Below are 13,518 nucleotides of genomic sequence, written 5' to 3' on the forward strand. Positions count from 1 at the left end.
TCAGGCGTCCCGGTCGATCCGGAGGCGTTCGAAAGCCGCCCGCCGGGCCGCGTCGATCTCCACCGGCCGGCGGGTCTCCCGATCGACGTAGACGTGCACGAACTGGCCTTCGGCGGCGGCGCGAGGATCGTCGTTGCGGAAGAGGCCCACGCCGAAGCGCACCGAAGAGCGGCCGAGCTGGTCGACCCGCAGCCCCGCCGCGACGACGTCGGGAAACGCCATCTCCGCGAAATAATCGCAGCCCGTCGAGACCACGAGGCCGACCGTCGGGCTCGCACGCAGATCGAGCAAGCCTTCCTCGATGAGCCAGCCGTTCACCGCGGTGTCGAACACCGAATAGTGCACCACGTTGTTCATGTGGCCGTAGATGTCGTTGTCCATCCACCGCAGCGGGACGGTGCGGAAGAGGGCGTAGGCGGATCGGGCCGAGGGCTCGGGGCGAGCCATCACCAGGCCGCCCGGTAGATCGCCAGCGCGTCCGCCTCGGCGACCTCGCGCGGATTGTTCACGAGAAGGCGCGTCTGAAGCATCGCGTCCGCGGCCATCTTCGCCAGCGCCGTCTCGGGGATCTCGACGTCGCGCAAGCGGGGTGGCAGGCCGAGCCGCGCCGAGAGGTCGGCGAGCGCCTCGATGAAGGCCGCCGTGCGCGCCTGCCCGCCTTCCACCGCGGCGAGGTGGGGGAATGCGTCGGCGGCGATCTCGGCGTAGACGGCGGAGGCGGCCGGCGCGTTGAAGCCGAGGACGTGCGGCAGGACGAGCGCGTTCGAGAGTCCGTGCGGGATGTGGAACGTGCCGCCGATCGGATAGGCGAGCGCGTGGACGGCGGCGACCGGCGAGTTGGCGAAGGCCTGCCCGGCGAGCATCGAGCCGAGCAGCATCGCGCCGCGCGCCTCGGCGTTGCCCCCGTCGGCCACCACCAGCTCGATGTTGGCGCCGAGGAGACGCAGCGCCTCGCGCGCGAGCATGCGCGACAGCGGGTTGTTGTTGGCGCTCTTCGAGGCGTAGGCCTCGATGGCGTGGACCATGGCGTCGATCCCCGTCGCCGCAGTGATCGCGGGCGGCAGGCCGAGGGTGAGGTCGGCGTCGAGAACGGCGACGTCGGGCAGGATCACCGGCGAGGAGACGCCCCGCTTCTCCTCCTCCCCGACGGTAATGATCGACACCGGCGTGACCTCCGAGCCGGTCCCCGCCGTGGTCGGCACCAGCACCAAGGGCAGCCGCGGCCCGACCGCATTGCCGACTCCCCAGGCGGCGTCGAGATCCTCGTCCGAGCCGAGGAGCAGCGCCGCGAGCTTCGCGACGTCGAGCGAGGAGCCGCCGCCGAAGCCCACCACACCGGTGGCGCCGGCCTCCCGCCCCGCCTCGACGGCCTTGACGAGCGTCGCGCGGGAGGGGTCGGCCTCCACCGCGTCGAAGACCGTCACCGCGGCCCCCGCCGCCGTCAGCGAGGCGATGGCGGGCTCGGTCAGCCCGAGCCGCCGCAGTCCGCCGTCGGTCACGAGCAGCACGCGCGCGCCGAGCAGGCCGCCGGCGATGGCGGCGAGCTCGGCCGCCGCCCCGGGGCGGAAGACGACCGAGCGGGTGGTGTTGAAGATGAAGGGATGCATGGGGACCTCAGGCGAGCGCGCGCTGGGTGTAGGCGTCGCGCAGACGGAACCGGATCGTCTTGCCCGATCCGGTGCGCGGGATCTCGTCGACGACGACGACATCGTGCGGCAGCTTATATGCCGAAAGCGTCTCGGTGCAGAACGCCTTGATCGCGTCGAGCGACGGCGGCGGCCCCTCGCAGATCACGAACGCCACCGGCACCTCGCCGAGCGTCTCGTGCGGCACGCCGACCACGGCGCAGTCGCGGATGCCGGCCATCTTGCCGATGGTCTCCTCCACCTCCGCCGGCGCGATGTTCTGGCCGCCGCGGATGATCAGCTCCTTGAGCCGCCCGGTGATGGTGAGAAAGCCGCTGGCGTCCTGCCGGGCGAGGTCGCCGGTGCGGTACCAGCCGCCTCGCAGCGCCGCGTCGGTCTCGGCCTTCTTGCCGAAATAGCCCTGCATCACGTTCGGCCCGCGCACGATCAGCTCGCCTTCCATGCCGGGCGGCACGTCGCAGTCCTCGACGTCGACGAGGCGGACGGAGAGGCCCGGCACCGGCAGCCCGCACGATCCGGCGACGCGCGCGCCGCCGGGCCAGTTCAGCGTGACCATCGTCGAGGTCTCGGTGATGCCGTAGCCGTCGAGCAGCTCGACGTCGAAATAGTCCTCGAACTCGCGGTTGAGCGTCGCCGGCAGGATCGCCCCGGCGGAGACGCAGCGGTCGATGCCGGCGAGCGGGTTGATCCCGGCCTCCTTCGAGGCGAGCAGCAGGTAGTGGAACATCGTCGGCACGCCGGGGAGCTTGGTGAAGCCGCCGGACGACAGGCGCTCCATCGCCTCGTGCACGGAGAAGCGCTCCATGATGAACTCCGACGCGCCGTTGGCGAGGAGCGACAGCACTGCGATGTTGAGCGCGTAGGAGTGGAAGAGCGGCAGCGGGGAGAGCACGCGATCGTCGGGCCCGAGGCCGAAGATCGGCGCCCAGCAGGCGGCGTTGACCCACAGCATCGACCGGGTCGACAGCATCACCCCCTTGGGATGGCCGGTCGTGCCGGAGGTATAGACGATCATCGACGTGCGATCGATGTCGTCCACCGGCAGCCGCGCGGACGCGGGAAGCTCCGCAAAGCGGACGCGGTCGGTCAGGATCGGCTGCGGCCGCGGGGCCGGCATCGCGGCGACGGCGCCCGCCTTGTCGCTCGTCGTCACGATCAGCCGAACGCCCGCGTCCGCGACCCGGTAGGCGGCCTCGGACTGGGTGGCGTCGGCGGCGATGGGCACCGCGATCGCGCCGGCGCGGATCGCCGCCAGCGTGGCGACGACCCAGTCGACCGAGTTCGCGAGCCAGATCCCCACCGCCCCGCCGGGCGCGAGGCCGAGCGACACGTAGTGCGCCGAAAGCGCCTCCACCTCCGCCGCGAGCCCGGCGTAGGTGAGTGCGCGCGTCTTGTCCTCGTAGGCGATCTTGTCGGGCCACGCCGCGGCCTGCCGTGCCAGAAGCTCGGCGACCGGAGCGATCAGTTGGGTCCGGATCATATTGTTATTCCTCCCCGTTCTTGTTGTTCGTGTCAGACCATGCTGAAGCCACCATTCGTGCTGATCACCTGCCCGGTGATCCAGGAGGCGTGATCGGACGCGAGGAACGCCACGAGCGGCGCGACGTCCGCCGGCGTGCCGATCCGTCTCAGCGGGTAGGCACGTACGATCTTATCCATATTCTTGGCGAGGAAGTCGGCATCGGAGTGCGCCGTCTGGACGAGCCCGAGGGACACGGTGTTGACGCACACATTGTTGCGGCCGAGCTCCTTGGCGAGGCTTTTGCCGAGGGCCATCGTTCCGGCACGGCTCGCGGCGGCCATCGCGAGGTTCGCCTCGCCGATGCGCGAGGAATCGCCGATCAGGCTGATGATCCGCCCCCAGTTGGCGGCGATCATGTGCGGCGCCACGGCGTGGCAGCAGTGAATCGCGCCGTAGAGGCAAGTGTCGATCTGGGCCTTCCAGTCGGCGGGGGTGGAATCGACGAACCGGCCGTACTTCACGTAGCCGGCGTTGTTGACGAGGATGTCGAGGGAGCCGAAGTCGGCGACGATCGCGTCGACCATCGCCTTCACCGCGTCATAGTCGACGATGTCGGCCCGGTAGGCCTTCGCGGTACCACCCGCGGCCTCGATGGCGCTGACCACCTCGGCGGCCTCGGCTTCGGACGAGCGGTAGTTGACCGCCACCGTCGCCCCCTCGGCGGCGAGCGCCTTCGAGATCTCGCCGCCGGTGTCGCGGCCTCCGCCGGTGACCAGCGCCACGCGGCGGGCAAGGTTGAGTTCCATGGTCACTCCTTTTCGTTGTCGGCGAGCAGCCGTGCGAGCTTCGAGGGGGTGATCGGCAGCGTGGCGACGCCGACGCCGAGATGGGCGACGGCGTCGCTGACGGCGTTGGCGATGGCCGCCGGTGCGCCGATGGTTCCGCCCTCCCCCATGCCGCGGAAGCCTCCCGGGTTGGCGGGAAGCTCGGTCTCGAGGTGCGCGACGCCGAGCGACGGCACCTCGGCGGCGGTGGGAATGAGATAGTCGGCGAGGCTCGCCGAGAGGATCTGCCCCGTTTCGTCGAACTGGAGCTCTTCGAGGAGAGCGACGCCGATGCCCTGGACCACACCGCCGTGCACCTGCCCGTCGACGACGAGCGGATTGATCATCCGCCCGCAGTCCTCGGCGACGAAGAAGCGGGTAAGGCGGATCGCGAGGGTCTCGGCGTCGATCTCCACCTCGGCGAGGTGCGTGGCCGAGGTGGTGGTGCCGAGCCGCGGGTCGAAGCTCTCCTGCGCCTCCAGCGTCGCGCGGGCGTCGTGCGGCAGCGCCGCCATGTCGGAGTAGACGGCCCGGGCGAGGTCGGCGAAGTCGATGCGATGGTTGGTGCCGGGGACGAAGATCACGCCGTCGCCGGTCTCGACCTCGGCGGGATCGACGTCGAAGAGCAGCGCCGCCGCCGCCTTGACCTTGCCCAAGAGCGTGCGCGTCGCCCGGATCGCGGCGCCGCCGCCGATCACCGCGCTGCGGCTCGCGTAGGTGCCGGTGCCATGCGCCGCGGCGTCGGTGTCGCCCTGGACCACCGCCACGTCCTGCGGCCGCACGCCGAGCTCCTCGGCGACGATCTGGGCGAGGGTGGTTTCGAGGCTCTGCCCGTGCGAGGCCATCGCGAAGGTGGCGGTGACGGCGCCGGTGGCGTCGATGCGGATGGTGGCGGTCTCCGAGCCGGTGTTGATCGGCATGCCGGGGGCGACCGCGATGCGCGAACCGATGCCGGTCAGCTCGGCGTAGCTCGCAAAACCGATGCCGAGCCAGCGGCCGGCGGCGCGCGCCTCCGCCTGCCGCCGCCGGAACTCGGTGAGGTCGGCCGCGACGCTCGCCGCGTCGAGGCATTCGAGGAAGCCCGAGCGGTCCCAGCGGATCCCCGAGCCGATCCGGAACGGGAAGTCCTCCGGCCGCACCAGGTTGCGGCGGCGGATCTCGTCGGGCGGCAGGCCGAGCCGGACGGCGGCCATGTCCACGAGGCGCTCCAGCGCGAACACCGCCATCGGGCGGCCGACGCCGCGATAGGGGCCGGTCGGCGGCTTCGGCGTGGTCGCGGCCCGCACCCGCCCGCGATAGGCCGCGATGCGGTAGGGTCCGGGCAGGAAGCTCACCACCTGCACCGGCTCCAGCGCCGCCGTCCACGGATAGATCGAATAGGCGCCGATGTCGCCGATCACCTCGGCCTCGAGGGCGACGAAGCGCCCCTCGGCGTCCAACCCCAGGCGGGCCTCGACGACCTCGTCGAACCCCTGGCTGGTGGAGGTGAGATCTTCGAGCCGGTCGCCGACATATTTCACCGGCCGCTCCAGCCGGCGCGCCAATGCGGCGACGATCACCTCCTCGACATAGAGCGACCCCTTGCCGCCGAACCCGCCGCCGACGTCGGGCGCCACGACGCGCAGCCGGTTGCCCGGCAGATGGAGCAGCGAGGCGAGCGCGTCGCGCACCACGCCCGGGATCTGGGTCGAGGAGAACAGCGTGATGGCGTCGCGCCCGCGATCGTAGTCGGCGACATAGGCGCGCGTCTCGATCGCGAGCGGCGACTTGCGGGCGAGCCGGAAGGTGCCCTCGACGACGTGGGCGGCCTCGGCGATCGCCGCGGCGGCGTCGCCGGTCCGGAACTCGCGCTCGAGCACCAGGTTGCCCGGCACTTCCGGATGGAGCTGCGGCGCACCGGGGGCGAGGGCGGCGGCCGGATCGATTGCGGCGGCGAGCGGCGCGTAGTCGACCGCGATCGCGGCGGCCGCGTCCTCGGCGCGGTAGCGATCGGCGGCGACCACGATCGCGACCGCCTCGCCCACGTAGCGGACCCTGTCGCGCGCGAGCAGCGGGCAGTGGGTGGCGTTGTAGGTCTGCATCCGCGACGTCGCGACGAGGTCGGCGACATCGGCGAAGTCCGCCGCCGTCAGCACGGCGACGACCCCCGGCATCGCCGCGGCCGCGTTGGTGTCGATCGCGCGGATCTCGGCGTGCGCCTGGTCCGCCCGCACGAAGGCGAGGTGCAGCATACGGTCGAGCTGGATGTCGGCCGTGTAGCGCCCGGCGCCGGCGAGGAGGCGGGGATCCTCCAGCCGCTGCACGGGCTTGCCGATATATTTCGGCCGCACGGTCTCCACCGGCGCCAGCGCGAGCGCGTCAGTCATACGCGTCTGCCCCCATCCGCAGGCTCTCCGCCTGCTTCAGGTCGTGGCCGCAGATGACGAACGCACCGGTGGCCTCGATCTCCCGGATCTTGGCGTAGGAGGCGAGGAGCGCCGCGGGGTCGACGGCGTTCTTCGGCACCTCGTCGTTGTCGAGGTTGCGGCGCAGGCTGACGGCGTCGGACACGAGGAGCACCGTGCCGGTGCGTGCGAGCCTCGCTTCGAGCCCCATCAGCCCCGGCGTGTGGCCGGGCAGGTGCACGGTGACGAGGCGTCCGTCGCCCATCACGTCGTGCCCGCCGTCCACCGTCTCCATCACCATCGGGTGGTCCCAATCGGCGGGCAGGTAGCCGCGCGCCTCGCCGTCGGGGGCCCGGGCCGCGGCGAGCTCGGCGTGGTGGACGAGGAAGCGCGCGTTGCGGAAGAACTCGTTGCAGCCGCAGTGATCGGGGTGGAAGTGGGAATTCACCACCACGTCGATGGCGTCGGGCGAGAGCCCCAGCGCGGCGAGCGAGGTGAGGACGTTGGCGGTGTGCCCGGGCGTCGGCGTCATCGCCGCCGCGAGGCTGCCCCAGCGTGCCGCGGCATCGACCTGCGCCGCCGGGTGGCAGCCGGTGTCGAACAGGATGTTGCCGCCCGGATGGCGGAACAGAACCGCGATCACCGGCAGCTCGATGGTCTCGGCCCGGTCGGCGTCGGGCACGTAGACGCGCCGGCGCATCGTCAGCCGCCCGCCGTCGAGGATGTGCATCTTCATGCCGTCACCCCGTCCCGCGCGTCGACGAGGTCGCGCACGGCGCGCACGATGTGCTCGTAGCCGGTGCAGCGGCAGAGGTTGCCGGAGAGGGCGTCGCGGATCTCCTCGTCGGTGCGCAGCGGGTGGGTCTCGAGGATCTCCGCCACCGTCATCAGGAAGCCGGGGGTGCAGAAGCCGCACTGGAGGGCGTGGTGACGGCGGAAGGCCTCCTGGATCGGGTGGAGGTTCCGCACCGTGCCGAGCCCCTCCACGGTATCGACGCGCGCCCCGTCGAGCTGGGCGGCGAACAGCAGGCAGGCGCGGGCGGTCACGCCGTCGAGACGGATGGTGCAGGCGCCGCAGACGCCGTGCTCGCAGCCGACATGGGTGCCGGTGCAGCGCAGACGATCGCGCAGGAAGTCGGAGGCGAGCATGCGCGGCTCGGCGCGGGCGCGCACCTCCTCGCCGTTGAGGGTCAGGGTGATGTCGATCTCGCTCATTTGACCATTGCCAGAGTGGAGCTGCGCTCGGCCGCCCGTTCCAGGGCGCGCCGCGCCAGCACGGGGATGAGGCGGCGGCGGTAGTCGGCCGAGGCGTGCATGTCGTCGTTGGGCTCGAGGTCGGCGGCGGCGTCGGCGACCGCGTCGGCGATGTCGCGCCGGTCGGCGCCCGCGAGCGCCGCCTCGATGGCGGCGAGGCGCATCGGCGCGTCGGCGACGCCGCCGAGGGCGAGCCGCGCCTCGACGATCCGGTCGCCGTCGAGGCGCACGGTCGCGCCCGCCGCGGCGGCGGCGAAGTCCCCGGCCCGCTGGGCGACCTCCAGGAAGGCCATGCCGGTGCCCGGCGCCGGCCGGGGAACGCGCACGGCGACGACGATCTCGCCGTCTTCGAGCGCCGTCACCAGCGGTGCGATGAAGAAGCCGTCGCCGGGTTCGCTGCGCCGGCCGGCGGCGGAGGCGATGTCGATCGAGGCGTCGAGCAGCACCGTCAGGAGCGGCCATTCGGCGGACGGGTCGGCGTGGCAGAGGCTGCCGCCGATCGTGCCGCGGTTGCGGATCGCGACGTGCGCGACGTTCGCCATCGCCTCGGCCACCACCGGCAGCATGCGGGCCAAGAGCGGGTCGCGCGCCGCCTCGGCGTGGCGCGTCAGCGCGCCGATCCTGACGGCGTCGCCGTCCTCGACGATGCCGCGCAGCTCGGCGACATGGTTGATGTCGACGATCCGCTCCGGCTGAACCAGGCGGAAATTCATCATCGGCACCAGGCTCTGGCCGCCGGCGAGCAGCTTCGCGTCGTCGTGGTCGAGCGCCGCGAGGGCCTCCGCGAGCGTCGTCGGGCGCACATATTCGAACGCAGCCGGCTTCATCTCATGCTCCGACGAAGCGCGGCGCCCGCTTCTCGGCGAAGGCGCGGCGGCCCTCGGCGTAGTCGGCGCTCGCCGAGGCCGCGTCGATGGCGGCGTCGATGCGGGCGGCGTCGAGCGCGCCGAAGGTGGCGCCATTGAGGATCAGCTTCGCGCCGGCCTGCGTCAGCGGCGCCTGGTCGGCGAGGGTGGCGGCGAAGGCCTGCGCGGCCGCCAGCGGCTCGTCCGAGACGTCGTCGACGAAGCCGGTGCGCAGGGCGTGGGCGGCACCAAAGCGCTCCGCCGAATAGAGGATGCGCTTCGCCTCGGTGAGGCCGACGAGGGCGAGAAGCTTGCGCGTCGCCTGCGCCCCATAGACGATCGAAAGCCGCGCCGCGGGAATGCCGAACAGGGCGTCGCTCGCGGCGAAGCGGAAGTCCGCCGACATCGCGATGTGGGCGCCGCCGCCGAGGGTGTAGCCGCGGCAGACGGCGATCACCGGCTTGTCGACGTGGGCGATGGCGGCGCATCCGGCGTCGACCGCAACCTCGTAGGCCTTCGACTGCGCGAGATCGTCGCGCACGGCGGCGAACTCGGCGATGTCGGCGCCGGTGGAGAAGTCGTCCCCCGCCCCGGCGAGGATGATGACGCGGACCTCGGGGTTCGCGTCGAGGGCGCTGAAGACGTCGACGAACCCCCACCACATCGCCAGCGTCACCGAGTTGCGCTGACGCGGGCGGTTGATCGTGACGGTGGCGATGGCGCCGTCGGTCGTGACCGCGAGATCCGCCATCAGCCATCCACCTCTTCGGTGACGCCGACCGCCGTGCGGATGTTCTCGAAGAACGCTGCCGCGAGCTTGCGCGCCGTCGAATCGAGCAGGCGCGAGCCGAGTTGGGCGAGCTTGCCGCCGACATCGGCCGACGCGTCGTAGTTGAGCATCGTCTCGTCGGCCGACACCCGCTCGAGCCGGACCCGCGCCGAGCCCTTGGCGAAGCCCGCGACGCCGCCCTTGCCGTGCCCCGAGAGGAGATAGCTCTCCTCGGGGACGATCTCGCTCAGCGTCACCTCGCCCTCGAAGCGGGCCTTCACCGGGCCCACCTTGAGGGCCACCACGGCCGTCATGTGGTCGGGCGCGTCCATCGTCAGCGTCTCGCATCCGGGGATGCAGCGGGCGAGGACGTCGGGGTCGTTGAGCGCCGCCCAGGCCGTGGCCCGGTCGCAAGGGAGGAGGACGCTGTCCTTGAGGTCCATGGGTCTCACCGATTGTGTCTGGCTCGGGGCGGGCGACGCTCGGGGCGAGCGGGCGCGGTCAGTCCGCCTTGACGAGCGGGCAGTCGCTCTCCGACAGCGGCCGGAAGGCCTTGTCGCCGGGGATGGTCTCAATCAGCTTGTAGACGTCCCATTCACCGGTCGATTCGGCGGGGGTCTTCACCTGATAGACGTACATGTCGTGCACCATGCGCCCGTCCTCGCGGATCTTGCCGCCGTGGGCGAAGAAGTCCTCGACCGGAAGCTCGCGCATCTTCGCCATCACGGCGTCCGCGTCGGTCGTGCCGGCGGCCTCGACGGCCTTCAGGTAGTGGAGGGTGGACGAATAGTTTCCGGCATCACCCATGTGCGGCATCTTCCCGGTCTTCGCCTTGAACTTCTCGGCGAAGGCGCGGGTGTCGTCGTCGCGATCCCAGTAGAAGCCGTTGGTGAGCACCATGCCCTGCGCCGCCGGCAGCCCCAGCGCCTTGACGTCGGTGAGCCACACGAGCAGCCCGGCGACGAGCTTGCCGGAATCGGTGAGGCCGAACTCCTGCGCCGACTTCACCGCGTTGATGAACGTCGTACCGGACCCGGCGATGGCGACCACCTCGGCCGGGGAAGCCTGCGCCTGGAGCATGAAGGCGGAGTGGTCGGCGGTTTCGATCGGATAGAGGACGTTGCCTTCGACCGAGCCGCCCGCCGCCTCCACAATGGCCGAGGCGTCGGCTTCGAGGGCATGGCCGAACGCGTAGTCGGCGGTGAGGAAGAACCAGCTCTTGTGACCGTCGTCGACGAGATGGTTCGCCGTGCCGTTCGCGAGCGCATAGGTGTCGTAGGCGTAGTGGATCGAGTTGGGGGTGCAGCCCGCGCCCGTCAGCTTGGACGAGCCGGAGCCGTTGACGATCGCGATGCCGCCCTTCTGCTCGGCGATCTGCGCGACGGAGAGCGCGATGCCGGAGTTGATCAGGTCGTTGATCATCGTGACGCCGTCGCTCTCGTACCACTCTTGGGCGAGCGAGGCGGCGACCTCGGGCTTGTTCTGGTGGTCGCCGACCACGACCTCGACGGGCTCCCCGAGCACCGTTCCGCCGAAGTCCTCGACCGCGAGCTCGACGGCGGCGACCGCGCCGGGGCCGGCTTCGTGGCTGAACTGTCCGGTCATGTCGGTGAGGACGCCGATCTTCGCCTGATCGGCGAGCGCCGGTCCGGCAACGCAGGTCGCCGCCACGAGGGCGAGCGCAAGTCGATGGGTCTGCATCATTTCCTTCCCGCAATCTGCGGCTTGCCTGCCGCTATCTAATTGCACAACAAGACTTATAGGCACGAGGGAGACGGAACATGATCGAAATTATAAGGAGATAGTTGGAGAAATATCCCTTATGATCGATCGAGTGCTGCATCTCCGTGCAACTTATTGACTTGCGCTAATAGACTTTAATAGCATCCGCTCGTCAAGCCCGGTCGATGCCGGGGGACATGGTCCGCTGCGGTGGGCCCAAGACAACACAGGGAGGGGACGTGGGCGACGCCAACGCGAACGTCATCGAGACGCGCGGCCTGACGCGCACATTCGGCGGCTTCGTCGCCGTCAAGGACGTCGATTTCGCTGTCCGCAAGCATGCCCTGCACGCGCTGATCGGACCGAACGGCGCGGGCAAGAGCACGCTGTTCAACCTCCTCACCCGCTTCCTGCCGGCGACGCGCGGGACGATCGTCTACCGCGGCACCGACGTCACCCGCACGCCCCCCGCCACGCTGGCGCGACGCGGGATGGTGCGCTCGTTCCAGATCTCCTCGGTCTTCCCGCACCTGACAACCCACGAGAACGTGCGCATCGCGCTCCAGTCCCGCCACCGGGAGACCTTCGCCTTCTGGCGCGCCGACCGCTCGCTCAAGCACTATGACGAGGAGGTCCGCACCCTCCTCGCCGACGTCGGCCTCGAGCCCTACGCCCAGCGCCTCGCGACCGAGCTGCCCTACGGCCGCAAGCGCGCGCTCGAGCTCGCAACGACGCTCGCGATGCAACCCGACGTGATCCTGCTCGACGAGCCGATGGCCGGCATGGGCCAGGAGGACATCGCGCGCACCGCCGAGCTGATCCGCCGCGTCGGCGAGGGCCGCACCATCTTGATGGTGGAGCACAACCTGTCCGTCGTCGCCGACATCTGCGACCGCATCACCGTCTTGCGGCGTGGCGAGATCATCGCCGAAGGCAGCTACGCCGAGGTCTCCGCCGACCCCGAGGTGCGCCAGGCCTATATCGGCAGCGACCATGACTGACGCGCCCGCCCCCGCGGCCCGCCCGCGGCGTCTCGACGTGCGCGACCTCCACGCCTGGTACGGCGAGAGCCACGTCGTCCACGGCGCCACCTTCCACGTCGACCGCGGCGAGATCGTCACGCTGCTCGGCCGCAACGGGGCGGGCAAGACCACGACGATGCGCGCCCTCGCCGGCGTGGTGCGCACGCGCAAGGGCAGCGCCCACCTCGATGGACACGACCTCCTCGCGACGCCGCCGCACCGCGTCGCCCGCACCGGCCTCGGCTACGTGCCCGAGGAGCGCGGCATCTTCGCCTCGCTCAGCGTCGCCGAGAATCTGCTGCTTCCCCCCGTGGTCCGGCCGGGCGGCGTGTCGCTTGCCGAGATCCATGCGCTGTTCCCGAACCTCAAGGGGCGCGACCGCACCCAGGGCACGCGCCTGTCGGGCGGCGAGCAGCAGATGCTGGCGATCGCCCGCGTCCTGCGCACCGGCGCCGACTTCATCCTGCTCGACGAGCCGACCGAGGGGCTCGCCCCGGTGATCGTCGAGGAGATCGCCCACGCGCTCGGCGCGCTCAAGGCGCGCGGCCTCACCATCCTTCTGGTGGAGCAGAATATCCGCTTCGCGCTCGCCGCCGCCGACCGCCACTACGTCGTCGAGCAGGGCCGCGTGGTAGACGAGTTCGACAACACGACGCTCCGGACCGACCGGGCGCGCATCGACGCCTATCTCGGCGTCTGAGGGGAGGACGATGCTGTCAGTGCCGCTGGTGGTGCTGCTGGGACAGGTGGTGCTCGGGCTGATCAACGGGGCGTTCTACGCCGTGCTCAGCCTCGGGCTCGCCATCATCTTCGGCATGCTCAACGTGATCAACTTCGCCCATGGCGCCTTCTACATGCTGGGCGCCTTCGTCTGCTGGCTCCTCCTCACCCATGTCGGGCTCGGCTACTGGCCCGCGCTCGTCGTGGTGCCGCTCGTGGTCGGCGCGGTGGGCGTCGTCGTCGAGCGCGTCTTTCTCAGCCGCCTCGCCGGCATCGACCACCTCTACGGGCTCCTCTTCACCTTCGGCCTGGCGCTCGCCCTCGAAGGCGGGTTCATCTTCGTGTTCGGCGCGGCCGGCAACCCCTATCCGGTGCCCGACGCGCTGCGCGGCATCGTCCGCCTCGGGCCGCTGATCCTGCCGCTCTACCGCTTCTGGGTGATCACCGCCTCGATCATCGTCTGCCTCGCCGTCTGGCTCCTCATCGAGAAGACGCGCCTCGGCGCGCTGCTGCGGGCGGCCACCGAGAACCCGCGCCTCGTCACCGCCTTCGGCGTCAACGTCCCGCTGCTGGTAACGCTGACCTACGGCGCCTGCGTCGGCCTCGCGGGCTTCGCCGGCGTCCTCGCCGCGCCGATCTACCAGGTGAGCCCCACCATGGGCTCCAACCTCATCATCATCGTCTTCGCCGTGGTCGTCATCGGCGGGCTCGGCTCGATCGGCGGGTCGATCGTCACCGGGCTGGCGCTCGGCGTCATCGAGGGGCTGACCAAGGTGTTCTACCCCGCGGGCTCCACCATCGTGATCTTCCTCGTGATGGTGCTGGTGCTCATGCTGCGCCCGGCGGGCCTGTTTGGACGGGAGACCTAGC

At 70.8% G+C, this 13,518-nt stretch carries 14 protein-coding genes; 3 read left to right on the forward strand and 11 right to left on the reverse strand.

Features of this window, described 5'->3' with window-relative positions:
• The 11 genes from JCR33_RS15165 to JCR33_RS15215 are packed head-to-tail and all read right to left on the reverse strand — an operon-like array spanning window position 1 to window position 10,888.
• Window positions 1-447 carry an acyl-CoA thioesterase gene (locus JCR33_RS15165; RefSeq protein WP_198882947.1) on the reverse strand — a complete coding sequence of 149 codons (447 nt, stop codon included), beginning with the start codon at window positions 445-447 and terminating at the stop codon, window positions 1-3.
• Window positions 447-1,607 carry an iron-containing alcohol dehydrogenase gene (locus JCR33_RS15170; RefSeq protein WP_198882948.1) on the reverse strand — a complete coding sequence of 387 codons (1,161 nt, stop codon included), beginning with the start codon at window positions 1,605-1,607 and terminating at the stop codon, window positions 447-449. Before JCR33_RS15170 ends, JCR33_RS15165 begins: the two co-directional genes overlap by 1 nt.
• A 7-nt stretch (window positions 1,608-1,614) precedes the next feature.
• Window positions 1,615-3,126, reverse strand: a complete 1,512-nt coding sequence (locus tag JCR33_RS15175) for a class I adenylate-forming enzyme family protein (protein WP_198882949.1) — start codon at window positions 3,124-3,126, stop codon at window positions 1,615-1,617.
• Window positions 3,127-3,158: 32 nt separating this feature from the next.
• Window positions 3,159-3,914, reverse strand: a complete 756-nt coding sequence (locus JCR33_RS15180; protein WP_198882950.1) for an SDR family NAD(P)-dependent oxidoreductase — start codon at window positions 3,912-3,914, stop codon at window positions 3,159-3,161.
• 2 nt (window positions 3,915-3,916) lie between these two features.
• Complete coding sequence (locus JCR33_RS15185; RefSeq protein WP_198882951.1) at window positions 3,917-6,298, reverse strand: xanthine dehydrogenase family protein molybdopterin-binding subunit; 2,382 nt, start codon at window positions 6,296-6,298, stop codon at window positions 3,917-3,919.
• Complete coding sequence (locus JCR33_RS15190) at window positions 6,291-7,052, reverse strand: N-acyl homoserine lactonase family protein (protein ID WP_198882952.1); 762 nt, start codon at window positions 7,050-7,052, stop codon at window positions 6,291-6,293. The genes JCR33_RS15185 and JCR33_RS15190 overlap by 8 nt, the downstream gene beginning before the upstream one ends.
• A complete protein-coding gene (locus JCR33_RS15195) occupies window positions 7,049-7,531 on the reverse strand; it encodes a (2Fe-2S)-binding protein (RefSeq protein ID WP_198882953.1) in 483 nt (160 codons plus the stop codon). The genes JCR33_RS15190 and JCR33_RS15195 overlap by 4 nt, the downstream gene beginning before the upstream one ends.
• On the reverse strand, window positions 7,528-8,397 hold the full coding sequence (locus JCR33_RS15200) for an FAD binding domain-containing protein (protein WP_198882954.1): 870 nt from the start codon (window positions 8,395-8,397) through the stop codon (window positions 7,528-7,530). Before JCR33_RS15200 ends, JCR33_RS15195 begins: the two co-directional genes overlap by 4 nt.
• A 1-nt stretch (window position 8,398) precedes the next feature.
• Window positions 8,399-9,166 (reverse strand): enoyl-CoA hydratase-related protein, encoded by a 768-nt coding sequence (locus tag JCR33_RS15205; RefSeq protein WP_198882955.1) that lies wholly within the window; start codon window positions 9,164-9,166, stop codon window positions 8,399-8,401.
• Window positions 9,166-9,627, reverse strand: a complete 462-nt coding sequence (locus tag JCR33_RS15210; protein ID WP_198882956.1) for an SRPBCC family protein — start codon at window positions 9,625-9,627, stop codon at window positions 9,166-9,168. Before JCR33_RS15210 ends, JCR33_RS15205 begins: the two co-directional genes overlap by 1 nt.
• 58 nt (window positions 9,628-9,685) lie before the next feature.
• Window positions 9,686-10,888, reverse strand: a complete 1,203-nt coding sequence (locus JCR33_RS15215; RefSeq protein ID WP_198882957.1) for an ABC transporter substrate-binding protein — start codon at window positions 10,886-10,888, stop codon at window positions 9,686-9,688.
• A gap of 215 nt (window positions 10,889-11,103) precedes the next feature.
• On the opposite strand from JCR33_RS15215, the gene JCR33_RS15220 reads away from it, so the two are divergent.
• Genes JCR33_RS15220 through JCR33_RS15230 form a run of 3 tightly spaced genes read left to right on the forward strand, consistent with a single transcriptional unit; the run spans window position 11,104 to window position 13,517 of the window.
• Complete coding sequence (locus JCR33_RS15220; protein WP_198883032.1) at window positions 11,104-11,907, forward strand: ABC transporter ATP-binding protein; 804 nt, start codon at window positions 11,104-11,106, stop codon at window positions 11,905-11,907.
• Window positions 11,900-12,628 carry an ABC transporter ATP-binding protein gene (locus JCR33_RS15225; RefSeq protein WP_198882958.1) on the forward strand — a complete coding sequence of 243 codons (729 nt, stop codon included), beginning with the start codon at window positions 11,900-11,902 and terminating at the stop codon, window positions 12,626-12,628. Before JCR33_RS15220 ends, JCR33_RS15225 begins: the two co-directional genes overlap by 8 nt.
• Before the next feature lie 10 nt (window positions 12,629-12,638).
• Entirely contained in the window at window positions 12,639-13,517 is an 879-nt protein-coding gene (locus JCR33_RS15230) for a branched-chain amino acid ABC transporter permease (protein ID WP_198882959.1), read from the forward strand.
• Window position 13,518: the final 1 nt, after the last annotated feature.

The sequence above is a fragment of the Acuticoccus mangrovi genome (assembly GCF_016411865.1).
In the GTDB taxonomy this organism is placed as follows: Bacteria; Pseudomonadota; Alphaproteobacteria; order Rhizobiales; family Amorphaceae; genus Acuticoccus; species Acuticoccus mangrovi.